Source organism: Dechloromonas sp. H13 (assembly GCF_009469615.1).
GTDB lineage: Bacteria > Pseudomonadota > Gammaproteobacteria > Burkholderiales > Rhodocyclaceae > Azonexus.
This window is the reverse complement of sequence record NZ_SSXX01000002.1, coordinates 317,256-342,292: the sequence shown is the minus strand read 5'-3', so window position 1 is coordinate 342,292 and position 25,037 is coordinate 317,256. Positions and strand designations below refer to the sequence as shown.

The 25,037-nt window shown below is 65.1% G+C and carries 26 protein-coding genes and 1 tRNA gene; 10 read left to right on the top strand and 17 right to left on the bottom strand.

Annotated features, from left to right (window positions below; all coding sequences use genetic code 11):
* Nucleotides 1–31 precede the first annotated feature (31 nt).
* The 15 genes from GH660_RS06205 to GH660_RS06135 all read right to left on the bottom strand — a co-directional run bounded on the left by GH660_RS06205 (nt 32) and on the right by GH660_RS06135 (nt 14,740).
* A complete protein-coding gene (locus GH660_RS06205) occupies nt 32–1,363 on the bottom strand; it encodes a sigma-54 dependent transcriptional regulator (RefSeq protein WP_153145784.1) in 1,332 nt (443 codons plus the stop codon).
* Complete coding sequence (locus tag GH660_RS06200; protein ID WP_153145783.1) at nt 1,364–3,217, bottom strand: PAS domain-containing sensor histidine kinase; 1,854 nt, start codon at nt 3,215–3,217, stop codon at nt 1,364–1,366.
* Between the two features lie 82 nt (nt 3,218–3,299).
* Complete coding sequence (locus GH660_RS06195; RefSeq protein ID WP_153145782.1) at nt 3,300–3,971, bottom strand: 4Fe-4S dicluster domain-containing protein; 672 nt, start codon at nt 3,969–3,971, stop codon at nt 3,300–3,302.
* 7 nt (nt 3,972–3,978) lie between these two features.
* Nucleotides 3,979–6,549, bottom strand: a complete 2,571-nt coding sequence (locus GH660_RS06190; RefSeq protein ID WP_153145781.1) for a molybdopterin-dependent oxidoreductase — start codon at nt 6,547–6,549, stop codon at nt 3,979–3,981.
* A 9-nt stretch (nt 6,550–6,558) separates the two neighbouring features.
* Nucleotides 6,559–7,428, bottom strand: a complete 870-nt coding sequence (locus GH660_RS06185) for a hypothetical protein (RefSeq protein ID WP_153145780.1) — start codon at nt 7,426–7,428, stop codon at nt 6,559–6,561.
* Between the two features lie 2 nt (nt 7,429–7,430).
* Complete coding sequence (locus GH660_RS06180; RefSeq protein ID WP_153145779.1) at nt 7,431–7,730, bottom strand: hypothetical protein; 300 nt, start codon at nt 7,728–7,730, stop codon at nt 7,431–7,433.
* 70 nt (nt 7,731–7,800) lie between these two features.
* Nucleotides 7,801–8,100 (bottom strand): hypothetical protein, encoded by a 300-nt coding sequence (locus GH660_RS06175; protein WP_194266236.1) that lies wholly within the window; start codon nt 8,098–8,100, stop codon nt 7,801–7,803.
* A 297-nt stretch (nt 8,101–8,397) separates the two neighbouring features.
* Entirely contained in the window at nt 8,398–8,883 is a 486-nt protein-coding gene (locus GH660_RS06170) for an AsnC family transcriptional regulator (RefSeq protein ID WP_153145778.1), read from the bottom strand.
* Nucleotides 8,880–9,338 carry an Lrp/AsnC family transcriptional regulator gene (locus tag GH660_RS06165; RefSeq protein ID WP_153145777.1) on the bottom strand — a complete coding sequence of 153 codons (459 nt, stop codon included), beginning with the start codon at nt 9,336–9,338 and terminating at the stop codon, nt 8,880–8,882. The genes GH660_RS06170 and GH660_RS06165 overlap by 4 nt, the downstream gene beginning before the upstream one ends.
* Nucleotides 9,331–10,299, bottom strand: a complete 969-nt coding sequence (locus GH660_RS06160; protein WP_153145776.1) for an Lrp/AsnC family transcriptional regulator — start codon at nt 10,297–10,299, stop codon at nt 9,331–9,333. The genes GH660_RS06165 and GH660_RS06160 overlap by 8 nt, the downstream gene beginning before the upstream one ends.
* 2 nt (nt 10,300–10,301) lie before the next feature.
* Nucleotides 10,302–11,465 carry a cytochrome D1 domain-containing protein gene (locus GH660_RS06155; RefSeq protein WP_153145775.1) on the bottom strand — a complete coding sequence of 388 codons (1,164 nt, stop codon included), beginning with the start codon at nt 11,463–11,465 and terminating at the stop codon, nt 10,302–10,304.
* A gap of 7 nt (nt 11,466–11,472) precedes the next feature.
* Nucleotides 11,473–11,739 carry a cytochrome c gene (locus GH660_RS06150; protein WP_153145774.1) on the bottom strand — a complete coding sequence of 89 codons (267 nt, stop codon included), beginning with the start codon at nt 11,737–11,739 and terminating at the stop codon, nt 11,473–11,475.
* 37 nt (nt 11,740–11,776) lie between these two features.
* Nucleotides 11,777–12,070, bottom strand: coding sequence for a plastocyanin/azurin family copper-binding protein (locus GH660_RS06145; RefSeq protein WP_228276381.1), 294 nt, complete (start codon nt 12,068–12,070; stop codon nt 11,777–11,779).
* A gap of 68 nt (nt 12,071–12,138) precedes the next feature.
* On the bottom strand, nt 12,139–12,981 hold the full coding sequence (locus tag GH660_RS06140; protein WP_153145772.1) for an ethylbenzene dehydrogenase-related protein: 843 nt from the start codon (nt 12,979–12,981) through the stop codon (nt 12,139–12,141).
* Between the two features lie 73 nt (nt 12,982–13,054).
* Nucleotides 13,055–14,740, bottom strand: coding sequence for a cytochrome D1 domain-containing protein (locus GH660_RS06135; protein ID WP_153145771.1), 1,686 nt, complete (start codon nt 14,738–14,740; stop codon nt 13,055–13,057).
* Between the two features lie 229 nt (nt 14,741–14,969).
* Here GH660_RS06135 and cobA point away from each other — a divergent pair, with 229 nt between their 5' ends.
* The 3 genes from cobA (at nt 14,970) to GH660_RS06120 (ending at nt 16,269) form a co-directional block, all read left to right on the top strand.
* Nucleotides 14,970–15,761 carry a uroporphyrinogen-III C-methyltransferase gene (gene cobA / locus GH660_RS06130; protein WP_228276380.1) on the top strand — a complete coding sequence of 264 codons (792 nt, stop codon included), beginning with the start codon at nt 14,970–14,972 and terminating at the stop codon, nt 15,759–15,761.
* Nucleotides 15,758–16,159, top strand: a complete 402-nt coding sequence (locus GH660_RS06125; RefSeq protein WP_153145770.1) for a Rap1a/Tai family immunity protein — start codon at nt 15,758–15,760, stop codon at nt 16,157–16,159. The genes cobA and GH660_RS06125 overlap by 4 nt, the downstream gene beginning before the upstream one ends.
* Nucleotides 16,160–16,184: 25 nt before the next feature.
* Nucleotides 16,185–16,269 (top strand) — tRNA-Leu (locus GH660_RS06120).
* Nucleotides 16,270–16,357: 88 nt separating this feature from the next.
* On the opposite strand, the gene GH660_RS06115 is transcribed toward GH660_RS06120, so the two are convergent.
* Nucleotides 16,358–16,579: a hypothetical protein gene (locus tag GH660_RS06115; protein ID WP_153145769.1), complete on the bottom strand. Its 222-nt coding sequence runs from the start codon at nt 16,577–16,579 to the stop codon at nt 16,358–16,360.
* Between the two features lie 702 nt (nt 16,580–17,281).
* On the opposite strand from GH660_RS06115, the gene GH660_RS06110 reads away from it, so the two are divergent.
* From GH660_RS06110 to GH660_RS06080, 7 genes are all read left to right on the top strand, one after another.
* The gene (locus GH660_RS06110) at nt 17,282–18,382 is read left to right on the top strand and encodes a hypothetical protein (RefSeq protein ID WP_153145768.1); all 1,101 of its coding nucleotides are present in this window, start codon (nt 17,282–17,284) and stop codon (nt 18,380–18,382) included.
* A gap of 43 nt (nt 18,383–18,425) precedes the next feature.
* A complete protein-coding gene (gene queA, locus GH660_RS06105) occupies nt 18,426–19,472 on the top strand; it encodes a tRNA preQ1(34) S-adenosylmethionine ribosyltransferase-isomerase QueA (protein ID WP_153145767.1) in 1,047 nt (348 codons plus the stop codon).
* Nucleotides 19,462–20,571, top strand: a complete 1,110-nt coding sequence (gene tgt, locus GH660_RS06100) for a tRNA guanosine(34) transglycosylase Tgt (protein WP_153145766.1) — start codon at nt 19,462–19,464, stop codon at nt 20,569–20,571. The genes queA and tgt overlap by 11 nt, the downstream gene beginning before the upstream one ends.
* A gap of 41 nt (nt 20,572–20,612) precedes the next feature.
* Complete coding sequence (yajC, locus tag GH660_RS06095) at nt 20,613–20,939, top strand: preprotein translocase subunit YajC (RefSeq protein ID WP_153145765.1); 327 nt, start codon at nt 20,613–20,615, stop codon at nt 20,937–20,939.
* Nucleotides 20,940–20,988: 49 nt separating this feature from the next.
* Nucleotides 20,989–22,878, top strand: coding sequence for a protein translocase subunit SecD (secD, locus tag GH660_RS06090; RefSeq protein ID WP_153145764.1), 1,890 nt, complete (start codon nt 20,989–20,991; stop codon nt 22,876–22,878).
* Between the two features lie 12 nt (nt 22,879–22,890).
* A complete protein-coding gene (gene secF, locus GH660_RS06085; protein WP_153145763.1) occupies nt 22,891–23,835 on the top strand; it encodes a protein translocase subunit SecF in 945 nt (314 codons plus the stop codon).
* A gap of 195 nt (nt 23,836–24,030) precedes the next feature.
* The gene (locus tag GH660_RS06080) at nt 24,031–24,243 is read left to right on the top strand and encodes a hypothetical protein (RefSeq protein WP_228276379.1); all 213 of its coding nucleotides are present in this window, start codon (nt 24,031–24,033) and stop codon (nt 24,241–24,243) included.
* 49 nt (nt 24,244–24,292) lie between these two features.
* Here GH660_RS06080 and GH660_RS06075 read toward each other — a convergent pair whose 3' ends face one another.
* Nucleotides 24,293–24,985, bottom strand: a complete 693-nt coding sequence (locus GH660_RS06075; protein ID WP_153145762.1) for a cytochrome b/b6 domain-containing protein — start codon at nt 24,983–24,985, stop codon at nt 24,293–24,295.
* Nucleotides 24,986–25,037 lie beyond the last annotated feature (52 nt).

The following is a 25,037-nucleotide window of genomic DNA, read 5'->3' as shown; positions in this document are numbered from 1 at the left end:
ACCCCGGGGCTGCCGGCCGGCGGCCCCGCCCTCAGTCCCCCAGTTCGTACTGCTTGATCAGGCGGTAGATGTTGCGTTCGCTGATGCCGAGCACCGCCGCCGCGCGCGCCCGGTTGCCGCCGTGGCGCAGCAGGGTGTGGCGCAGGTAGTCGCGTTCGATGTCGCCGAGGCTGGGTTCGTGCTCGAAGGCCAGGACGACCGCATCGTTGCGCCGCCCGACGAGTGGGCCGAAGTGTTCGGCGCCGATCCGCGCCTCGCTGCCGGCCAGGATGACGGCGCGTTCGATCAGGTTGCGCAGCTCCCGGACGTTGCCCGGCCAGTCGTAGGCCGTCAGCAGTTCGCTCGCCTCGGGCGTCAGGCGGCGCTCCACCCCGCGCGCGAAACGTTGCAGGAAATGCTCGGCGAGCAGCGGGATGTCCTCGCGCCGCTCACGCAGCGGCGGCACCTTGATGACGAAGCTCGCCAGGCGGAAGTAGAGGTCGCTGCGAAACGTGCCGTCGCGGCCCATGGCCTCCAGGTCGCGGTTGCTGGCGACCACGAAGCGGACATCGGCTTTCAGGGTGCGCGTCCCGCCCAGGCGCCGGAAGGTCGCCGTTTCGAGCACGCGCAGCAGCTTGGCCTGGTTGGCCTGGCTGGTTTCGCCGATTTCGTCGAGGAACAGCGTGCTCCCCTCGGCCTCTTCGATCAGCCCCTTCTTCTGGCGCTCGGCGCCGGTAAATGCCCCGCGCTCGTGGCCGAAGAGTTCCGACTCGAACAGGGTTTCCTGCAGGGTGCCGCCGTCGACCGTGACCATCTCGCGGCCGCGGCGCCGGCTCGCCTCGTGGATGGCTTGGGCGACCATTTCCTTGCCGCTCCCCGATTCGCCCTGGATCATCACCGTCGCGTCGGTGGGCGCCACCGCCTCGACCAGGTTCATGACCTCGTGCATCGCCCGCGAGTTGCCGATCAGCGGCCCCGGCCGGCGCGATGCCAGTTGCCGGCGATAGAAGGCGTTGCGGCGCCGCAGCTCGGCATTGTCGAGTTCGCGCCGGAGGGTGATTTCCAATTCGTCGAGCCCGACCGGCTTGGTCAGGTATTCGACGGCGCCAGCCTGGATCAGGCTGACCGCGTTGCGGATCGAGCCGTAGCCGGTCAGGACGACGATCGGGAATTGCCCGGACAGCGTTTCGACGAGTTGCGGCGTGTCCGCATCGGGCAATTTCAGGTCGAGCAGGACGAGGTCGGGTTCGCTCTCCTGAAGGAATTGCTGCGCCTCCTGCCAGCTGTGGGCGCCGAACGCGTCGAGGCCCATCTCGGCGATCTGCTCGACCAACAGGCGGTTGAACACGCGGTCGTCATCGACGACGAGGACGAGTTTCTTCATTCAGCCACCATCCACCAGGGGAAATACGACCCTGAACAGCGTGCCCCGTCCGGGCGTGCTGTCCACCTCGATCCGCCCGCCGTAGCGCTCGACGATGCTCCTGCAGATGGTCAGGCCGAGGCCGGTGCCGCCTTCGCCATCGGCACGGTCGCTGAAGAAGGGATCGAAGATGCGCCCGATCTTTTCCGGGGGAATGCCCGTGCCGGCGTCACGGACCGCGATGACCGCCGACGCCCCCTCGACCGAGGTGGACACGTGTAGATCCCCGCCCGCCGGCATGGCATGGTGAGCGTTCTGGACGAGGTTGAGGATCAGCATCCGCAGATCGCTATCGTCGCCCAGGATGCGCGGCTGCGCGGGATCAAGCGCAACGTGCTGGGTGATGCGATGGCTGCCGGCATCGTATTCGAGCAGCTGCAGGGTATCGCCGACCGCCGGGTTGAGCGGGACGATCTGGGCCTGTTGCTGCGGCAGGCGCGACAGCAGCAGCAGGCGCTGGGTGACGCCGGTGCAGCGGTCGATTTCGGCATTGACCATTTCGAGATAGGCGGCCAGGCGCGCCGGATCGGCCGTACCGTGGTGCAGGCTGCGCAACAGGCCCTCGACCGCGAGCCGGATCGAGCCGAGCGGGTTGTGGATCTCGTGGGCGATGCCGGCGGCGAGCAGCCCGAGTTCGGAAAGGCGCTGCTCCTGCGACAGCCGCGCGACATGCGACAGGTCGCTGGTCGATTCGACGATCAGCCGCTCGGTGGCATCGCCGTGCCGGCGCTCGATCAGCACCGCATGAACCTCGACCGGAAACTCTTTCCCCGCCGCGGTGCGATGCCGGTGACGGCACTTGAGCGCCGCCCCGGGCGCCGTGAGTTCCGCCGCCGGGCAAACCACCAGCGTCGCCGGGCACGGCGCTTCGCGCTGATGGCTGGAGGCGTAGCAGTGCTGCCCCAGCGCCTCGCCTTCGCTCACCTGCATTTGGGCGCAATAGGCGCGGTTGACCGCGACGATCCGCAGGTCGCTCTGGCGGATGACACGCACGCCGTCCGGCAGGCTGTCGAGGAGTTCCTGCAGGTAAGCCTGCTGCGTCTCGGCCAGCGCGATCTGCTCGACCAGGCTGTCCGCCATCCGGTTGAAGCTGGCAGCCAGACGCGCCGGTTCATCGGTGCCGGCAACCCGGGCGCGCAGTGCGACATCGCCGGCGCTCAGGGCGCGCGCGGTGGCGTCGAGCTCGGCCAGCGGCCGGACGACGCGCTGCCGGAGCAGACGCCACAGCGAGAGCAGCGTCAGCGCCAGCACCACGGCGCCGGCGAGGGCGAACAGGGCGGCGCTCCGCCAGGCATCGCTGCGCAGGGTATCGGCGCGGTAGTCGACGACTAGCACGCCATTTATGGGGTTTTTTTCGAGTGGACCGTGGCAGGCCACGCACTGCGCCTGGTTGGGCACCGGGTTGATGGCGCGCAGGATCTCGCCGCCGTCCGGCGCGTCGACGAAACGGTTGCCGGCACCGGCCCGCGCCAGTTCCGGATGGTGACGCCCGAGATTCTCCGGCCGCGAGGCGAAACGTACCTCGCCGGCCGGCGCCAGGATCATCACGTCGCGGATACCGGGCAGGCTGCCCATGCGCGCGACGATCTCGCGCAGGCCGGGCACGTCGCGCTTAAGCATGGCGTTTTCGAGGGCGACGCGCAGCAGCTGGTTGATCTGTTCGGAGGCGGCCGCCTTTTCGCGCGCCAGCTGGTCGCGGTAGAGCGCGAGGAAGAGCAGGCCGAAGAGCAGCGAAGCGCCGCCGGCGACCAGCAGCACCTGGCGCAGCATGCGCTGCCCGAGGGAAAGCGAAGGAATCCGGCCGAAATCAGGCATATCCGGCAAGCATACCCAAACGACCGCTCGCCCGGTCGGCAAATCTGCCCAACGCAGCGCAGCGATCCATCACGGAGGAAGCTTATTTTCCGTCGACGCGCCCCTTGCTGTGCGGCACGAAGCCGATCGACGGCTTGGTCAGCCGCGGGTCGGCCATGTTCCTGACCTGCCGCACGACCTGCTCGTGCGGCCCGACGGCCTTGGTCTTGAGCGTTCCCTTCCAGATCTCCTCGACCGGCCCGATGTCGAGCACGCGCATCATGCACGCCATCACGCAATACGGCTTGCGCCCGGCCTCCAGCTCGTCGATGCACATGTTGCACTTCTTGATCACCTGCGCCTGCGGATCCCACTGCGGCGCGCCGTAGGGGCACGATGCCTCGCACTTGCGGCAGCCGATGCACAGCGTCGAGTCGATGTCGACGACACCGTTGTCGGCGCGCTTCCAGATCGCGCCGGTCGGGCAGGTCGGCAGGCAGGCCGGCTCCGCACAGTGGTTGCACGACATGTTCACCTTGTAGGCGAAGACCTCGGGATAGTTGCCGCCTTCGATGTACATGACGCGCCGGAAGCGCGGCCCCGGCGGCAGGCCGTTCTTGTCCTTGCAGGCGATCTCGCAGGCGCGGCAGCCGATGCAATCGACGTTGTTGTGCACGAAGCCGAGCTGCACCGCCGGCCTCACCGGCTCGTAAGTCTGCGCCACCTTGCGCCGGATGGCCTGTTCGAGTTCCTGTTTGTCGACCTTCTTGACCATGCTCGCCTCACTTGTCCCGGCGGAACACTGCCGAGCGCGATGTGGCCTGCACATCCCAGCCCGGCCGGTGGTCCAGCGCGGTCTTCTTCATGTCCACCAGGATGGTGTTGTACGCGAATGCGCCGGCCGGACTGGGCTGGTCGAGGGTCAGGAAATCCGGGTTGCCGGCGCGGTCGGTGCCGTCCTTGGCCAGATCCATCCACGCCCCCTCGAACAGCACCACCACGTTGGGCATGCAGCGCTCAGTCACGTAGGCCGGCACCACCACCCTGCCGCGCTCGTTCCAGATTTCCACGATGTCGCCGGTCTTGATGCCGAGCTTCGCGGCATCCTTCGCGTTGATCGTCACCTCCTGCTGGTAGGTTTCGCGCAGCCAAGGGATGTTGTGGAAAATGGAATGGGTGCGCCAGCGCGGATGCGGCGTGATCATGTGGAAGGGGAATTTTTCCACCTTCTTGTGATTGAGCGATTCGAAGGGCTCGATCCACTTCGGAATGTAGGGAATCTCGTAGCCGTACTGTGTCCGCGTCCAGTCCTTGATGTTGGCCAGCGTCGTCGACAGGATTTCGATCTTGCCCGACGGCGTCTCGAACGGCACGCCGCCCTTGATCTGCTCCTCGAAGGCGACCAGCGGCTTGCTCAGGGAGAACTTGTAGACGCCGTGCTGCTTGAAGGTTTCCCAGGACATCTTCACGCCCTGATGTTCCTGGACGCGCTTCCACCAGGCGACCAGATAGGCTTCGTCGGTCGCGTCGTTGTTCTGGAAATAGTCGCGCCCGGCCTTCGGGTTGTAGCGCTTGCCGAAATCCTTGACCGTCGGGTCGAGCTTCTCGATCCGGTAGGCAAGCTCGGTGAACACCTGGAAGTCGGTCTTCGATTCGCCCAGCGGCTCGATCACCTTCGGGCGGTGGATGTAGTAATGCCCCTTGTACCAGGGCAAGCCGACATCGTGGCGCTCGAAGTGGGTGGCGATCGGGAACAGCACGTCGGCCCACAGGCCGGACGGCGTGATGGTCGAGTCCATGCAGACCACCAACTCCAGCTTTTTGATCGCCTGGATCTCCTTGTTGACGTTGGTCAGCTGATTGAACCAGTCCGAGCCGTGCCAGAAGATCGCCTTGATGTTGGGAATCTTGCCGTCGAGTTCATCGTTGCGCGGCCATAGCCCGAGTTCCTCGCGCTTCAGGTTCGGATAGTTGAGCACGCAGTGCGCCCAGCGGTCGGACTTGATCGAGGCGTACCAGACGTTGGCGTACTCGTCGTAGGGATAGGCCACGGCCTCGGCGTGCCAGCCCTTGCCGACGCCTTCCGCGCAGCCGCCGAGGATGCCGATGTTGCCGGTCATCGCCTGCAGCGCCGCCGCCATCCGGTTGTACTGCTCGCCGTAGCTGGCGCGGCCCGGCGCCCAGCTCGCCTTGAGCGCCGCCGGCTTGGTCGTGGCGTACATTTCGGCCAGTTTTTTGATGTCGACCGCAGCAACCCCGCAAATCTGCTCGGCCCACTCCGGCGTTTTTGGCATGTTGTCGTACTTGCCGAGAATGTAATCCTTGAAGTTCTCCCGGTCGGCGAACTGCGCCGGCGTCGTGCCGGCATCCATGCCCTGGCAGAATTTGTCGATGAACTTCTGGTCCTGCCAGTTGTTGGCGAAGATGTGGTGCGCCATGCCGGCCAGCATGGCGGCGTCGGTGTTCGGCTTGATCGGAATCCACCAGGCGTCGTAGCTCGCCGCCGAATCGGTGTATTGCGGATCGACGACGACGAACTTGCAGCCGCGCTGCTTGGCCAGCCGCATGTAGTAGAAGGTGTTGCCGCCGTGGAAGGTGTAGGCCGGGTTCCAGCCCCACATGATGATCAGCTTGCTGTGCGCGAAGGCGTCGTCCTCGTTGCCGTCGGTGATGGTGCCGAAGGTCATGCGCGAGCTGAAGGTCGTGCCCTGGTAGCTAGGTACCGACCACGAGTTGGTGCGGCAGCCGAACATGCCGAGGAAACGGGCGAGCAGTCCCTCGATCTGGTCCGACTTGTGCAGCACGCCGTAGGAGGTGCCAGCGTAGGCCTGGTCGAGGATCGCCGTCGGGCCGTACTTCTGCTTGATCTCGACCATCTTCCTGGCGACGTGGTCGAGGGCTTCGTCCCACGACACGCGCTTGAACTTGCCCTCGCCGCGCTCGCCGACGCGCAGCATCGGGTAGAGCAGGCGTTCCGGCGAGTAGAGGCGCGAACGGTAGGAGCGGCCACGCAGGCAGGCGCGCAGTTGCGGTGCCTCCTCGGTGTCGAGCCCGAACTTGCCGCCTTCCTGGTAACGCCCGTCGTCGGTCGACAGGCGCACGATGACGTCGCCCTTCTTGTGCGCGACCAGCATGTGGCGCGAGCCGCAGTTGTGGTCGCAGGAGGTGACGACGGTCGTCAGGTCGTCGTCGCGCGGATACGGCGCGTAGGGAAAAGCGATCGCCTGCTGCTCGCCGAGCCCGATTTCGACCAGGCCGCCGGTCGTCGCCACCGCCGCGCCGGCGCCGACCGTCTTGAGGAAGCTGCGGCGCTGCGGATTGAGAACATCCAGCCAGTTGCGTTGCGTGTCCATGCTGCGTCCTTATTTCGTATTCTGTCCGCCGGCCGGCAGGGTAAAACGGGCCTCGCTCGTCAGCGGACGATTCTTCGCCCAGTCCGGCACCTCCGGCGCCATGCCTTCCCACGGATGCCGCGGATAGGGATATTCGATGCGGTACCAGGCCCGCCCGCCGTGGCAGCCGTAGCAGACGTCGGCATTCTTCTGCCCCGCCGCCTCGATCGCCTCGGCCTTGAGGTAGCTGACCCGATGCCGGACCGTGCGGATGGCGGCATGGCAGGTGATGCAGGAGTTGCCGAACATCTCCTTCGCACCCGGCCATGGCGCGGGCAAGCCCATCACCGTCGCGTTCATCTGGCCGTGGCATTTCAGGCAGGTCGTTTCGGGATTGACGGTCTTGCGCAGGGTGAAGCCGTCGTCGCTCTGCGGCGTCCCGGTCGCCGACGTGCCCTGGGCTTCGTCGCGCGGGTCGCTGCCCTGGTGACAGGTGTTGCAGGAAAGGTTCATCAGTTCCCTGGCCAGCGGCGAGGTCAGGTGACGGCGATGAAAGGTGTCCTGCTCTCCGCTGTAGGTGCTGAGCTGCTGATACCAGGCCTTGCTGGAACCGGCCTTGATGCCGGCCGGGGAATGGGTCCGGACCTTGTCCTCGAGCACTTCGCGATGGCATGCCAGGCATTGTTCGTCGCGCGCGGTTTCGATGGCGTGCCGGAAATGGATGGGGTCGTAGGTGGCGCGCAGGATGTCCTTGTGCCCCTTGAACGCGCTGTCCGCATCGTGCACGCCGCCCGCCCCCTGTGCCTGTTGCTGGCGAATCTGCCAGCCGGCGAAGCCGCCGACCAGCGACGCCCCGAGCACCAGGGCGAGGATCGCAATCCCGACTTTCGGGTTCGTCATGATTATTCCTTGGCTCCCTGGGCACTGTAAAAGCCGCGAATGTCGTAGCGGCCGGTGCTGTTGGGATGAATGAACGGGGTATACCAGGCGCCCTGATCGTTCAGGAAGGCGATCCCCGTCTGCGGCGCGGCGATGCCGTGCCGGGCCTGCGCCTGCCACGCCGGCGTCTGTTCGAACACGGTGATGACGGGCGCCCCCTCGGGACGCCTGTCCGGCGTCAGGCCGCCGATGAATTCCTGTGCCTGCGCCGCGGCGCCACCGGCAACCGCCAACCACCCGAACACCAGAATCGATTTTTTCATTTTTTCGCCAGAGTCGAATCGGGAGCGAGGCAGGCTGGCCTGCCCTGCCTCACTCGCATCACGGAGCGTGTTACTTCTTGCCTTCCATACCACCCATGCCGGACATCCCGCCCATGCCCGACATGCCTTCCCGCTTGGACTTGGACTTCTTGCCTTCCATGCCCGACATGCCGCCCATACCGGACATGCCCTTCTGACCTTCCATGCCCTGCATCCCGGACATGCCCTTCTGACCCTCCATGCCCGACATGCCGCCCATGCCCGACATGCCCTTCTGGCCTTCCATCCCGGACATGCCCTTCTGGTCAGCAGCGTAGACGTTGGCGGCGAAAGCGGCGGCGATGGCGATAACGGTAGCGATCTTCTTCATGTAATACCTCACATATGATGGATTGTAATGAATTCACCGCCCTCGCATCTGTCGGCGAAGGCGTCCCGCGCCCCTTGCACGGGTGGTGAATGTTCTGCACACACCGTGCCAATCCGGAGAAATCCGCCAACCATATGATTTACAACGGTTATTGCGCGCACGCCAAAGGCGACGAAAAAGCGCGTCATGCCAAATTGACAGACGTGCCTCCCCGTAAAAACGCTAACCCGTTGATTCGACAAATTTTCGCGTCATGCCAATTTGGCAGGCCACCTGCAAATTCGGCAGGCCGGATTTTCAGATCCGCAGGCCGGTCTTTTTCAGGATGCGCGTCGAGAAGAGCACGTCGCGCGCGCGGCAGTCGGCGCCGAGCAGTTCGGCGATCTGCGCGGCCTTGTCCCGGACCTCGTCGCGCGAACTGCCGTGCACCATGGCGAACAGGTTGTACGGCCAATCGGGCAGTGCGCGCGGCCGGCGGTAGCAATGGGTGACGAAATCCAGCGCGCCGACGCGGGCGCCGAGTTCGTCGACGCGTACATCGGGAACGTCCCACACCGTCATGCCATTGGCTGTCCAGCCGATGGCATAATGGTTGGGCACGGCGCCAATGCGGCGGATGACGCCGGATTCGAGCATGGCCTGCAGACGGCGCATCACTTCGTCGCCGGCAATGCCGACCTGCTCGCCAATCGCCTGATAGGGCCGGGCGACGAGCGGCAGGCCGCCCTGCGTGGCGACGATCAGCGCGCGATCAATGGCGTCGAGTCGCAGGGCATCCTTCATGCGCGCGCCGCCAGTTTCATCTCGACGAAATACTCGCGCTCCTTGGGGAAGGCGAAGACCGGCAGACCGGTGTCGGCCTCGATGCGCGCGACCGCCTCGGCGATGCCGGCCGGCGTTTCGGTGGCCAGCACGAACCACATGTTCAGGGCGTGCTCACGGCGGTAGTTGTGGGCGACCTGCGGCAGTGCATTGACCAGCGCCGTCACCTCGTCGTAGCGCGCTTCCGGCACCGCCAGCGCGGCCAGCACGAAGGCGCCGCCCATGCGCTCGATCTGCACCATCGGTCCGAAGCGGGTCAGCACCCTGGCGTCGAGCAGGCGCTGCAGGCGAACCAGCAACTCGTCCTCGGTGATGCCGAGGCGTTCGGCCGCCGCGGCGTAGGGGCGTTCGCAGAGCGGGAAGTCGCCCTGCAATTTGTCGATGATTTGCCGGTCGACCGCGTCAATCTCAAGCATAGCGCGCGCCGTTCTGCTTGAAGCGGGTCAGCGAAAACAGCACGTCGTGGGCGCAATCGTTCAAGCCGTGGCGCTGGCGCAGGTCGGCGATGATGCTTTCGACTTCCGCCCGTTCGCGGCCGTGGATCATGCAGAAGAGGTTGTACGGCCAGTCCGGGAGCTTGCGCGGGCGGCGGTAGCAGAGCGTCACCGCCGGCTCCTCGGCCAGCGCGCGACCGAGTTCGCTGACGCGTTCGTCGGGAATGTCGTGCACCAGCATGGCGTTGGCCGTGTAGCCCAGTTCATGATGGCGGACAACGACGCCGAAACGCTTGATCGCGCCGTCCTCCAGCCAGTTGCCGATACGCGCCAAGACCTCGTTTTCCGAGGCGCCGATGCGCTCGGCGATCAGCGCGAAGGGGCGGATGAACAGCGGCAGGCCTTCCTGCAGGACCGACACCAGGCGACGCTCGGCCTCACCGATCGGCGCCACCGGATGCACCTCACGCGCCGTCGCGACGTTCTTCGCCACGTTGCCCTGTAGCGGAAAGCCGAGATCGATGTGGAATTCCTCGAGCAGCGGCAAGGCCAGCAGCGGGTAGCCGGCCGCCTTTTCGATGGCCCCCAGCGTCGCCTGCAGGCGGCCTTCGCTGCCGGCGGTGACGACGAACCACAGGTTGTAGCGGTGCTCGCGTTCGTAGTTGTGATTGACCTCGGGGAAGCGGTTGACCGCAGCCGCGACGGCAGCCAGCTGTTCGGGCGGCACCGCCATCGCCGCCAGCGTCGAGGCGCCGATGCGCTTGGGCGCGAAGACGGCGCCGACGCGCGAAATCTTGCCCTCGCGGCGCAGCTTCTCGAGACCGCCGAGCACCGCCTTTTCGGCGACCCCGAGGCGCGCCGCCAGCTCGGCGAAGGGCGCCGGACAGAGCGGGAAATCGCGCTGAAAATCGTTGAGCAGGTGGAACTCGAGGGCGTCGTCCATCTTCAGAAGCCGATGCGCGCAGCGCGCGTGGTGAAGAAGATGCCGGACGGATTGTCGGCGGCGATTTCGCCGACGCGGGCGAAGGTCGTCGTGTCGTAGATCAGCACCCTGTTGTCGTCACGCGCCGAGAGCCAGACGTTCTCGCCGCGCGGCGTGAATTCCATGTGCAGGATGCCCTTGCCCGGCTCGAAGGCGTGCACGACCTTGCCGGCCAGGGTATCAATGACGTCCATCTTGCCGTTGTCCGGGAAGGCGAAATTGACCCAGATCTGGCGCCCGTCCGGCCGCGCCATGACGAACACCGGCTGGCCGCGCACCGGGATGCGGCCGACTTCCTTCCAGGTTGCGACGTCGACGACCAGCACCTCGTGGCGGCCGATCGCCGGCAGGTAGGCCTTGCCCTGCGCCACCGACCAGCCGCGCAGGTGCGGCATCTTGAACACCGGCAGCTTTTCCTGGCCGCGCCCGTAGTTCTCGAGAATCTTGCGCGCGCCCTTTTCCGGCTGCCAGAGGTCGAGCATCGCCACGCCGTCCTCGCCGAAGAGGCCGGCCAGGAAGTAGCGGCCGTCGGGCGTCACCAGGCCGTCGTAGGGCTGGCTGCCGGCCGGGAAGCGCTGCGTCGTCGGCTGACGCGGATTGGAAAAGTCCGTGACCCTGATTTCGCCGGCCTCGAACAGCGCGTAGGCGAACTTGTTGCCGGACGAATCGGCGAGGCCGACGACCTTGGAGAACTTGCCCGGCGCGTACTCGGCCGGCACTTCGGAAAGCAATTCGAGCGTCGCGGCATCGAAGGCCTTGATGCCGCCCGGCGAGTAGTTCTGGGCGACGACGATCTTGCCATCCTGCGAGATCGAGCCGCCGATGGCGTTGCCGGACTGAATGACGCGCTTGACCACCTTCGCTTCGAGCATGTCGATCTTGGTCAGCCCGCCGTCGCGGCCGAAGACGAAGGCGTAGCGGCCGTCGCGCGAATAGACTGCGGAGGCGTGCGAGAGGTCGCCGAGCCCGCCGATGCGCGCGTAGGGCTGGCGTGTCGTGGTATCGACCAGCGTGACGTGGCCGCTGGCGCGTTCGATGACCAGGCCGAGGTCGCCGGTGCCGCGCACCTGTGGACCGGCGCAGGCGGCCAGCGTCAGGGCGAGCAGGAAAGTCAGGAACAGGCGCATCGCTTCCTCATTGCGGAAAACCGCTCATCAATTTTTGCACGATCCAGCCGGCCTCGGCCTCCGACATGAATTGCTTCCACGGCGGCATCGGCGTGCCGGGGCGCCCGTAATAGATGGTCGCCACCAGGCTTTCGGCCGGCTTGTCGTGCAGTGTGGCCGGCAGCAGCGCCGGTCCGAGGCCGCCCTGCAGGGTCATGCCGTGGCACGAACCGCAATCCTGGCGGACCAGCCGCACCAGTTCCTTTTGCCGGGCCGCATCGGGCTCGCTGGCCATGGTTGCGGTCGACGCCCAGAAAAGGGCAAAAACCAGCCTACTCGCCAACAATCACGACACCTTTCATTTCCGGATGCGGACCACAAGTGTAGTCGTAACGCCCCGCCCGGGTGAACTGCCGCTGCCAGCTTTCGTCGGGAAACAGGCGCTCGGATTCCAGCCCGCTCTCCGCCGGGAACAGCACCGAATGGCTGGTGCGCTTCTCGCGGTTGGACCAACGTACGCTGTCGCCGACACGGATCGTCACCTCCGCCGGCATGAACTTGTAGCCTTCGATGGCGACATCGACCGTCTCGGCCGCGCCGGCCGCAAAGGCAACGAGCGCCAGCACGGCCGACGCCCGTTTCAACAGCAACGGCCCGGCACGCCTGCGAATGGGTTTCCGGGCCGGTTGCATGGCTACTGCTTGGTCGCCTTCACGTCACCATCGGCACCGAGACCGATGGTGTGGCCGAAGGAAACGTGGTGGAAGCGGCCGCCCGCGTTGTCGGCGTGGATCGCCACCCCGAACGGCACCGCCTTGCCCGGGGCCAGATTGACGCCGCCGGCCAGCTTGCGGGTGAAGGTCACGGTGTAGGTGTCGCCGGACTTGCTGCCCTCGGCCGTCACGCCGGCCTTGCCGCCTTCCATGTTGCGCTTGTCGGTGACCGTGCCGTCGACCGCCTTGCCGCCACCGCCGCTCTTCCACTGCATGAGGTCCATGGCGCCCGGCGTCGCGTACTTGGTCTTCTTGTCGTCGGCGCCCGGCATGGTGCGGGCGTCCTTGTGGCAAGCCGCCCAGCAGCCGGCCTGGTCGCCCAGCGGCACCTTGTCGTTGGGGAACATGACGGTTGCCTTGACCTCGTTGTCCTTGTCCGAATGGTCGGCGCCGCCGGCCGGCGCCTTGAAGGTCAGGCGGACGTAGAGATTGGTGGCATCGTAGGCCGCCTGGACGCTGACCGGGTAGGTCATGGTCTTCGGCGCGCCCTTCGGCTCCATTTCCTTGCTGGCCAGGCGCTTGAGGTCGATGTCGAGCTTGTTGCCGTCGGTGATGTGGCAACCGGCGCAGGTCTCGCCCTTCTTCAGGCCGCTGGCGCCACTGTGGTCGCCGCTCTTCACCCACTCGACCGGCGCGACGCCGGGGTGGATGACGTGGATATCCTTCTTCGGCACCTTGCTCCAGTCCGGGTTGGCGAAGGCAACCTGGGAGCCGAGCGCCATGAAGGCACCCATCACGAACAGCGAGGTCAATTTCTGGTTCATCGTTATCTCCGTTTTACATGCGAGACGGGGGCTTGCGCCCCCGTTTTCGTTACAGGATCAGGCTGGCGCCGAATCAGTAGATGTCGTGCTGCGTGTTATAGACGTTGAACTTGCCGGTCGGCGTGATCATCTTCGGATCGGTGATCACCTTCTTGACCTTCAGCGTTGCATCATCATAGACGACGATGGCGGACTGGTCAGTCTTGCCGCCCCACAGCGAAATCCAGACTTCCTTGCCGTCGGCCGAATATTCCGGATGGACGGCGCGCTTGACCGCCTTGGTCGGCGGCAGGCCGGAGTCCTTGGCCACGTTGAGCACGGCCTTGGGCTTGGACAGGTCGGCCATGTCCCAGACGGCGACGGATTCAGCCAGGTCCTTGTCCGGGTTCTGCGGCGAGTCGGCCCACAGGTTCTTGGACTTCGGGTGCGTCTTGACGAACAGGTTGCCCGGCACGTGCTTGATTTCCTGGACGACCTTCCAGTTCTTGTCCTTGTACTTGGCGAACTTCTTGTCGTCGGACGGCGTCGAGATCAGCGTCACGACGTCGGCGCCGAGGTGGCCCGTCGCCCAGACCGGGCCATATTGCGGATGCACGAAGTTGGCGCCGCGCCCCGGGTGCGGGATCTTGGCGACATCGACGAGCGCCGCCAGCTTGCCGGTCTTGGTGTCGACCGCGGCGATCTTGTTGGAAGCGTTGGCCGCCACCAGGAAGTAGCGCTTGGAGGCATCCCAGCCACCGTCGTGCAGGAACTTGGCGGAGCCGATGGTGGTCGTCTTCAGGTTGTTGATGTCGGAATAATCGACGAGCAGGATCTGCCCGGTTTCCTTGATGTTGACCACCCATTCCGGCTTGATTTCGGAAGCGACGATCGAGGCGACGCGCGGTTCCGGATGGTATTCGCCATCGACCGTCATGCCACGGGTGGACACCACCTTGAGCGGCTTCAGCGTGTCGCCTTCCATGATCACGTACTGCGGCGGCCAGTAGGAACCGGCGATGGCGTACTTGTCGTCGAAGCCCTTGAACTTGGAGGTATCGACCGAGCGGGCATCGAAGCCGATCTTGACTTCGGCGACGACGGCCGGCTTTTCCATCCACAGGTCGATCAGCGACAGGCGACCGTCACGACCGATCACGTAGACATAGCGGCCGGACTTGGACATGCGCGAGATATGCACCGCGTAGCCGGTCTTGACGATGGAGCGGATTTCCTTGGTGTCGCCGTCGATCAGCGCCACTTCACCGGTGTCGCGCAGGGTCACCGAGAACATGTTCTTCAGGTTGAAGTTGTTCATCTGCTTGGTCGGGCGATCCTTGACCGGCACGATCACCTTCCAAGAATCCATCGTGTCCTTGAAGCTGTACTCGGGCGGCGTATCCGGGGTGTTCTGGATGTACTTCGCCATCAGGGCGATTTCTTCCTTGGTCAGGATGTCGTCGAAGTTCACCATGCCGCCGTCGGTGCCGTAGCCGATGATCTTCTCCAGACGCTGCTGGCCGAGCTTGGTGGTGCCACCCTCGGTGACGTTGCCGTCCTTGTCCTTCTTGGTCCAGTGCGGCTCGAGGTTCTTGCCGGTGGCGCCCTTGCGCAGCACGCCGTGGCAGCCGGCGCAGCGCTCGAAATAAATCTTCTTGGCCTGTTCCTTCTCCTCTGCTGTCAGCGTCGGCGCCGCCTTGGCCGCCTCCTGGGCAAACGCGGAACCCATGGCCGCGGCCATGGCAGTCATTGCAAGCATCCCCACTACGGTTTTTTTCATCTTCCTCTCCTAGAACAAAACAAGGCGCGCCCAATCCCCGACGCGATGGGCGTTAGGTTGAACCTGACCCCACCGGGCATCCTTGATGCTCATCAAGCTTTTGGCGCATCAGAAACCGTTGATATTCAATTGCTTATAGTCACTACGCATTAGTCGCCTAGTTCGTTCGAACTATAGCCAGTACGTTGGCCGGGGCGCCCTATTGGCAGGCACGGATTCCCGCATTAGGATGAGCGGCCAAAGACACAAGGGCATCATGGACAATCGCAACCCTCTCGCAGCCGGCAAGGTCTGGCTGATCGGTGCCGGCCCCGGCGACCCCGACCTCCTCACCGTCAAGGCCGCCCGCCTGATTGCCCGGGCCGACGTACTGGTCTTCGATCATCTGGTCGGGGAAGGCATCATGGATCTTGCGCGCCCCGACGCCCGCCGCATCTACGCCGGCAAGGAAGCGTCGAAGCACACCCTGCCGCAGGAGTCGATCAACGCCCTGCTCGTCGACCTGGCACGCGAAGGCCTGTCCGTGGTCCGCCTCAAGGGCGGCGACCCCTTCATCTTCGGCCGCGGCGGCGAGGAACTGGAAACGCTGGTCGCTTCCGGCATTCCCTTCGAAGTGGTGCCCGGCGTCACCGCCGCTGCCGGTTGCGCCGCCTATTCCGGCTTCCCGCTGACCCACCGCGACCACGCCCAGGCCGTCACCTTCGTCACCGGCCACCTCAAGGATGGCACGGTGAATCTCGACTGGCCGGCGCTCGCCCGCCCCAACCAGACCGTCGTCTTCTACATGGGCATCGGCGCCGCCGGCGAAATCTGCCGGCAGATGATCAATCACGGACTCCCCTCGCTGACCCCGGCCGCCGTCATCCGCAACGGTACGCTGCCCGACCAGCAGACGCTGCTTGCCACGCTCGGCACCCTGCCGCACCGGATCGAGGAAACCGGCATCAAGCCGCCGGCGCTGATCGTCGTCGGCAGTGTCGTCAACCTGCACGCCAAGCTCAGCTGGTTCGAAAAGACATGAAATACCTGCTGTTGTTGATCGCAGCGCTTCTTACCCTTCCGGCACACGCCTACTCCGGCAAGGAACTGCGCGAGGATTGCCAGGCCGCCGAAGAAGCCTACGCCAAACAAGGCCGGCTCGACCCCTACCAGTCCCCCCGGGGCGCACGCTGCATCGGCTATGTCGAAGGCTTCGCCGACGGCTACGCAGTCAGCGATTTCCTCGCCGAATCGGTCGGCATCAGGCTCAACGCGTTCTGCCTGCCGGCCGGCCGCGACCTTTCCTACCGTCTGGTGCGCGCAGTCCTCTCCCATCTCGAACGGCAGCCGCCGAACCCGGAAAGCAGCACGGCCACCCTGGTCGCCGCTGCCCTCGCGAAAACCTTCCCCTGCACCGAGCCGCTTGAACCCCGGAAGTGATTCGGGGATAATCCGCGCTCCATTCGCCCCGATGGCGGAATCGGTAGACGCAGCGGATTCAAAATCCGCCGCCGAAAGGTGTGCCAGTTCGAGTCTGGCTCGGGGCACCAGGTAGCAAGAAACGAGGCCTTCCGGAAAGAAGGCCTTTATATGTTTATCTGGCGCCGAAACGATGGCCGGCAATCGGGCATGAGCGCCCTAGAACGGCCAGCTGTCCTTGCCGACCTGTCGCGCCTCGGCGGCACGCTGCCGGTCGGCCAGTTCGCGCAGCGCGCGCTCGATCTGCTGCATGTCGGCGCGGATCATCCCGACCAGCCGCTGCAGTCCCAGTTCGCGGGCCACGTCGAGCGCCTGCGCCTCGATTCTGGTCTGCGCCTCGAGAACGATGCGTTGCAGTTCGTCAGCTTCTTCCGGCTCCATCCGCCCCTCCGACGACACGCGCCGCCACCCTCAGGCGCCCGAGGGACATGATACCCGCTCGCCGATACGAATTCGACTCGCTCAATTTCAGCAGCCATCGCACCTTTCGGCGGAGAGCCGAACGGCGAGCCATCGAAGGGAACCGCGAAGATTTACAGCTTGCCCGACTGCCTCATGGCCTGGGCGTTTGCCAGCGCCTGCCAAATGTTCATGGGCGCTTCCTGCAATGTCCGGTCGCCATCCAGTCCGGCGCCCCGACGTTCCATTGTGTCTGGTTGTGGCGGCGGCAGCTTTGGCCGTGGCTGGTGCCGTCGCTCGATTGAAGCATTTTCCATTCTGCCTCCAGCGATTGTCACAGAGTCTTATGGACCGGAAATCCCGCCTCGGGTTCATGCAAAAAACCGAAACCGTGAAATCCGCCGGGATGGCAAGCAAGGAAGGCGAGCCAAACCGGAAGAAATGTGCAACAATTTCGCCCCCGCAAGCCATTGAATCGATGGCGTTTTATCCAAACTGGATTTTTCGCCGCTGGCAAAGGGGTGGACTTTGCATTCTGCGCCGAACAATGCCGGGAAGCAAGCCCCCGATTCCGGCACACGACCCCCCGCACTATCAGCCCCGGCACTTCACCCGTATGTCATTGACCCTGGTACCAGCCTTGCTAGAATCGTCGTTCCAATAAATCCAACAGGGGTATCCGTCATGAATCCATCCGTCAAGCGCGCATTCCTGGCTGCCGCCTGCAGCCTGATGATCGGCGCGGTTGCCGCGGCCGATCTCGATCCGGCCGGCGACATCAAGGCCCAGGCCGAGAAGTTCGTCAAGGTCGACAATCCGGAATATCTGCCGGCCATCAAGCGCGTCGTCATCACCAATTACATGGTCGATTTCGTCAGCGAACTGAAGTACACGAAATCACTCAGCGGCCTCGAGGCGATGATCGGAGCGGATTCCGACGTTTCGATCAAGCTGGTCGGCGGCAGCAACGAGCAGTTCCAGGCGATCACCGACAAGTTCTACCAGCAAAGCGTCGAGCAACTCAAGGCGCAGGGGATCGAGGTCGTTCCCCTGGAAGAACTGAAGGCCCTGCCCGAGTTCGCCGAACTTGCGGCGACCGGCGTCACCCCGCTGCCCAGCGAACAGGACGCCAATGCCGGCAAGGGCCTGTTCTTCAGCGCCAACGGACTGCCGCTGCACCTGAGCGACGAAACCCAGTTCATCTACATGTTCACGCCGCCGTTCACCAAGCCGAAGAAGGATGACTTCCTGACCTTCGGCACGCGCTTTGCCGGCGGCTTCTCGACCGCCCAGGCGCAGATGATCGAGGAAAAGATCGCCAAGAAGCTGGATGCCAGCATCCTCAAGGTGCGCCTGACCGTGCTCGGCGGCCAGCTGACGCCGGACACCAGCTTCTGGAGTGGCGGCAAGGTGTCGACGCGTGCGGCGGCGAGCTTCGTGGACTTCGTCTCGCGCTACGCCTTCATCACGCCGGACGGCAACAAGGCGCGGGTGCGGCTGGGCGAGATCGCCGAAACCGGCGACATCGGCGAGCTGGTCAATGTCACCAGCGACGGCACCAAGACCGTCGACACCGCCAAGAACGTCGCGCTGGTGGCGCTCAACGTCGTGAGTATCGCCGCCCGCCTGGGTGGCGTCGGCGGCACCGGCGCCATCGGCGGCTTCTCGTCGACCACCGAGTACGAATGCCGCGTTCAGCCGGAATCCTTCGAGAAGGCCCTGCTCGGCCATCAGCTCGCCGTCGCGCAGATGTTCGGCGAAAAGATGCGGAACCCCGGACAGTGAGCGGGAATTTGACTGCGTTGCCGGGGCGGCGGATGCCGAATCCATGTCGCTGACCGTCGACGACTTCGACTTTCCCCTCCCGCCCGAACTGATCGCCCAGCATCCGGCTGCCGAACGGCGCGGCAGCCGGTTGTTGCACGTCTGCGGCCGACAACTCGTAGACCGCCGTTTCGCCGAGCTACCGACGCTGCTGCAGGCCGGCGACCTGCTCGTCTTCAACGATACCCGCGTCATCAAGGCGCGTTTCTTCGGGCACAAGGAAACCGGCGGCCAGGTCGAGGTGCTGCTCGAGCGCATTGTCGACGCCGGCCATGCCATCGCCCAGGTGCGCGCCAGCAAGTCGCCCAGGCCCGGCACGCGGCTCCGCCTGGCCGATGCCTTCGAGGTGGTCGTCACCGGGCGGGCGGGCGCCGTCGGCGAATTCTTCGCCCTGGAGACGGTCGACCGCAGCAGCCTGTGGGATCTCGCCGAACGCTACGGCGCCCTGCCGCTGCCACCCTATATCGACCACCCCGCCGACGGCGCCGACGAAACGCGCTACCAGACGGTCTATGCCCGCGAACCGGGTGCCGTCGCAGCGCCGACCGCCGGCCTGCACTTCGACGAGGCGATGCTCGACACCCTGCGCGCGCAAGGCGTGAACACCGCCTTCCTGACCCTGCACGTGGGGGCCGGCACCTACCAGCCGGTGCGCGTCGAGAAGATCGCCGAACACCGGATGCACAGCGAGCGCTTCGAGATTCCACCGGCGACCGCCGCCGCCATCGCCGCCACGCGCGCCGCCGGTGGCCGCGTCGTCGCCGTCGGCACGACCAGCCTGCGCGCACTGGAATCGGCCGGCAATGCCAACGGCACGGTCAACGCCGGCCCGGCCGAGACCGACATCTTCATCACCCCTGGTTACCGCTTCCAGGTCGTCGACCGGCTGATCACCAATTTCCACCTGCCGAAATCGACCCTGCTCATGCTGGTTTCGGCCTTCGCCGGCTACGATCACATCCGCGCCGCCTACGCCCACGCCGTCACTGAGCGCTACCGCTTCTTCAGCTACGGCGACGCCATGCTTCTCGAGAAATCCGATGCAGTTTGAACTCCTCAAGACCGATGGCGCCGCCCGCCGCGGCGCGTTGACGCTGGCGCACGGCATCGTCCAGACCCCGGTCTTCATGCCGGTCGGCACCTACGGCACGGTCAAGGCGATGACGCCGCAGTCCCTTGCCGACATCGGTGCGCAGATCTGCCTCGGCAATACCTTCCATCTGTGGCTGCGCCCGGGGCTCGACGTCATCCACGCCCACGGCGGCCTGCACGACTTCATGGGCTGGCAGAAGCCCATCCTGACCGACTCCGGAGGCTTCCAGGTCTTTTCGCTGGGCGCCATGCGCAAGATCACCGAGGAAGGCGTCAAGTTCAGTTCGCCGATCGACGGCGCCAAGCTCTTCTTGACCCCGGAAATCTCGATGCAGATCCAGCACGTGCTGAATTCCGACATCGTCATGATCTTCGACGAATGCACGCCCTACCCGGCGACGCGCGACGAGGCGGCCAAGTCGATGCGCCTGTCGATGCGCTGGGCACAGCGTTCGCGCGACGAGCACAACCGTCTGGAGAACCGCAACGCGCTGTTCGGCATCGTCCAGGGCGGCATGTACGAGGACCTGCGCGACGAGTCGCTGGCCGGCCTCGACCGGATCGGCTTCGACGGCATGGCGATCGGCGGCCTGTCGGTCGGCGAGCCGAAGGAGGACATGGCGCGCATTCTCGCCCACACGGCGCCGCAACTGCCGATCCACAAGCCACGCTACCTGATGGGCGTCGGCACGCCGGAAGACCTGGTCCACTCGGTAAAAGCCGGCATCGACATGTTCGACTGCGTGATGCCGACCCGCAACGCCCGCAACGGCCATTTGTTCACCCGCTTCGGCGACCTCAAGATCAAGAACGCCCGGCACAAGACCGACACCGGCCCGCTCGACCCGTCGTGCACCTGCTACACCTGCGCAAATTTCAGCCGCGCCTACCTGCACCACCTGTTCCGCGCCGGCGAGATCCTCGGCAGCATGCTCAACACCATCCACAACCTGCATTTCTACCAGACCATCATGGCCGAAATGCGCGCCGCCATCGAGACCGGCACGCTGGAACCATGGTCGGCCGCCTTTGCCCGCGATCGATCATCCGGCCAGTGATAGAATGTTACGTTTCGATTTGATCGCTTTCAGGAGTTTCCATGATTAGTCTCGCCCACGCCCAGACCGCTGCCGCCTCGTCCGACCCCACCGGCGGCTTCATGCAGCTGCTGCCGATGATCCTGATGTTCGCCGTGCTGTGGTTCCTGATGGTGCGCCCGCAGATGAAGAAGGCCAAGGAACACAAGGCGCTGCTTGGCGCGCTGGCCAAGGGCGACGAGGTCGTCACCCAGGGCGGCATCGTCGGCAAGATCGTCAAGGTCGGCGACAACTACGTGACCGTCGAAATCGCCGAAGGCACCGAAGTCGTCCTCCAGAAGCCGGCCATCGGCCTGGTCCTGCCCAAGGGCACCCTGAAGTCGCTGTAATCCACCCCGGAAGGCGGCCGCTGGCCGCCTTTTTCGCTTTGAAGCCCCTATGAATCGCTACCCACTCTGGAAGTACATCACCGTCGCCATCGCGCTGGTGCTGGGCTTCGTCTATACCCTGCCCAATTTCTTCGGCGAATCGCCTGCCGTGCAGGTTTCCAGCGCCAAGGCCACGCTCAAGGTCGACCAGAAGACGCTGGCCCGCGTCGAGGACGCCCTGAAGGGCGCCGGCATCACGCACGACGGCATCCAGCTCGACTTCAACGGCGTCAAGACCCGGCTCCGCGATACCGACACCCAGCTGAAGGCCAAGGACATCCTGGAACGGACCTTCAACCCGGACCCCGCCGACCCGCAATACGTCGTCGCCCTCAACCTGCTTTCGGCCTCGCCGCAGTGGTTGACCGCGCTGCACGCGCTGCCGATGTACCTCGGCCTCGACCTGCGCGGCGGCGTGCACTTCCTGCTCCAGGTCGACATGAAGGGGGCGCTGACCAAGCGTCTCGATTCCGTTTCAGCCGACCTGCGCACAGTGCTGCGCGACAAGAACATCCGCCACGCCGGCGTCAACCGCGAGGGCGATCGCCTGGTCGTCAAATTCCGCGATACCGAAACCCGCGACAAGGCGCGCAACGCCATCGCCGACAGCCAGCCGGACCTGGTGCTGGCCGAACAGGGCGAAGGCAGCGACCTGCGCCTGGTCGCCACGCTCAAGCCGGAAGCCCAGAAGAAAATCGGCGAATTCGCGCTCAAGCAGAACATCACCACCCTGCACAACCGGATCAACGAACTCGGCGTCGCCGAGCCGGTGATCCAGCAGCAGGGCGCCGACCGCATCGTCGTCCAACTGCCCGGCGTGCAGGATACGGCCAAGGCCAAGGATATCCTCGGCCGCACCGCGACCCTGGAAATCCGCATGGTCGACGATTCCCCCGGCGCGCTGGAAGCGGCGCTCGCCGGCAACCCGCCGTTCGGCACCGAGGTGTATACCGAGCGCGGCGGCCAGCCGCTGCTGGTCAAGAAGCAGGTCGTCCTCACCGGCGACCGCCTGACCGACGCCCAGCCCGGCTTCGACAACCAGACCCAGGAGCCGGCCGTGCACCTGACGCTGGATTCGGCCGGCGCCCGCATATTCAAGGACATCACGCGCGACAACGTCGGCAAGCGCATGGCCATCCTGCTGATCGAGAAGGGCAAGGGCGAGGTCGTCACCGCGCCGGTCATCCGCACCGAAATCGGCGGCGGCCGCGTCCAGATTTCCGGCCGCATGAGCAGCATGGAAGCCAACGACACCGCCCTGCTGCTGCGCGCCGGCTCGCTGGCGGCGCCGATGGACATCGTCGAGGAACGCACCATCGGCCCCAGCCTCGGCGCCGACAACATCAAGAAGGGCTTCCACTCGACGCTGTGGGGCTTCGCCGCCATCGCCGTGTTCATGATCGTCTATTACCAGATCTTCGGCGTCGTCTCGGTGCTGGCACTGGCCTCCAACCTGCTGTTCCTGATCGCCATCCTGTCGCTGCTGCAGGCCACTCTGACCCTGCCCGGCATCGCCGCCATCGCGCTGACGCTGGGCATGGCGATCGACGCCAACGTGCTGATCAACGAACGCATCCGCGAGGAACTGCGCGCCGGGATGCCCCCGCAGGCGGCGATCTCGGAAGGCTACGAGCGCGCCTTCGGGACCATCCTCGACTCCAACATCACCACGCTGATCGCCGGCCTCGCCCTGCTCATCTTCGGCTCCGGCCCGGTGCGCGGCTTCGCGGTGGTGCACTGCCTCGGCATCCTGACCTCGATCTTCTCCTCGGTCGTCGTCTCGCGCTCGCTGGTCAACCTGATCTACGGCCGCCAGAAAAAGCTGACCAAGGTTGCCATCGGCCAGATCTGGAAACCGGGCAACAGCGCCGGCACTGCTGCGGTCAACGGCCAGAAATAAGGGAAAACGGTCATGGAATTCTTCCGCATCAAAAAAGACATCCCCTTCATGCGCCATGCGCTGAAGTTCAACATCATCTCGCTGGTCACCTTCCTGCTCGCTGTGGCTTTCCTGCTCACCAAGGGCCTGCACCTGTCGGTCGAGTTCACCGGCGGCACGCTGATCGAGGTCAATTACCAGCAGGCCGCCGATCTGGAAAAGATTCGCGGCGCGCTCGGCAAGTCGGGCTTCAGCGACTTCTCGGTGCAGAACTTCGGCTCCTCGCAGGACGTCATGATCCGCCTGCCGCTCAAGGGCGACCAGAACACCTCGCAGCTCGGCGAGGCGGTCATGAATTCGCTCAATGCCGAAGCGCCCGGCGCCCAGCTGCGCCGCGTCGAGTTCGTAGGCCCGCAGGTCGGCAAGGAACTCGCCGAGAACGGCGCGATGGCGCTGCTGCTGGTCGTCATCGGCATCGTCATCTACCTCGCCTTCCGCTTCGAGTGGCGCTTCTCGGTGTCGGCGATCATCGCCAACCTGCACGACGTCATCATCATTCTCGGCTTCTTCGCCTTCTTCCAGTGGGAGTTCTCGCTGTCGGTGCTGGCCGCCGTGCTCGCCGTGCTCGGCTACTCGGTCAACGAGTCGGTCGTCGTCTTCGACCGCGTGCGCGAAACCTTCAAGAAGTCGCGCGGCCTGACCACCCCGCAGGTTCTCGACCACGCCATCACCAGCACCATCTCGCGGACCATCATCACGCACGGCAGTACCCAGCTGATGGTGCTGTCGATGCTGATCTTCGGCGGCGAGACCCTGCACTACTTCGCCATGGCCCTGACCATCGGCATCTGCTTCGGCATCTACTCCTCGGTGCTGGTCGCCAGCCCGCTGGTCATGTGGCTGGGCGTCTCGCGCGAACAGTTCATCAAGCCGAAAAAGGTCATCGAAGGCGCAAACGAGGACGGCGCGGTCGTCTGACCCCCTCGTTCCCGCGACATCAAGCCACCGGAAACGGTGGCTTTTTTGTTTGGCGATGGATGGTCACTGTTGCGACGCTATGCATCGCATGATCCGCCTAAGATCCTTACCGTTTTCGACCGATGGCGCCGTACCCTCTGGACATGACGGCCCGCGCTCCATATGCTCCGCCGGAATACAAATACCGAGCCATTCATGCACATGAAATATACGACTCCGGCAGTTTGCATCGCGCTCTCCTCATTGCTGAGCGCCGGCTGTACAACTGAAGCCTGGTACGAGAGCATGCGCCGCGGCGCGGAAAACGAATGCAGGAAACAGCCGGCCAGTTCGGCTGACGACTGCCTGTCGCGGCTTAACAAGCAAACCTATCAGGATTACGAGAAAGAGCGCTCCGGCAGCCGGTAGTCCGGGGCGTCAGGCACGCCGGCGTCCGCACCGCTGCGGACGCCGCGCCTTACCAGTCCGGAGTTTCCGCTGCCGGCGTCGGGGGCGGAGGCGCCGGCAGCCAGTCTCCGCTGGCACCCCAGGCCGCGCCGATGCCGATGGCCAACGCGATCAGCAGCGCCACCGGGCCGCCACCGCGCGCCGATTCGCCGGTCGCATCGTCCTTCCAGCCAGTGATCATCGGTTTGAGGAGGGACTGTTTCCTGAAATGGCCGTAGAAGACGATGACGGCGACGTGCAGGCAGACGAGCCCGATGAGCAGCTTGCTCAACAGGTGGTGCAGCCCGGTCAGGCGATTGCTGGCGGCCTTGTCGACGAGCTCGAACAGCGGACCGGTGAAGGCGATGTCGTCGTTGGTGAAGAGGCCGCTGACGGCTTGCGCGGTCAACAGTCCCAGCAGGGCAAAAACCGATAGCGCACCCAAGGGGTTGTGCCCTTCACCGCGCCATTCGCCGCGCAGGTAGCTGCCGAGCCGGCCGGGAGTCGGGAAGAACTGGGCAAAGCGTGCATAGGTCGAGCCAAGCACGCCCCAGACGAGGCGAAAGACCAGGAGGCCGATGATCAGCAGCCCGATGCGTCCGTGCCATGCCATCAGGTTGCCGCCCAACTGGCCGCTGACGATGGCGGCGATGACAGCCGCGGCGAGAAGCCAGTGGAAAAGCCGGGTTGGCAAATCCCACAGGCGAATCCGTTTTCGGTTCATGACGAATCCTCGCTATGGCGGACGCCTAGGCGCCCGCGGAACGACGTTCGGC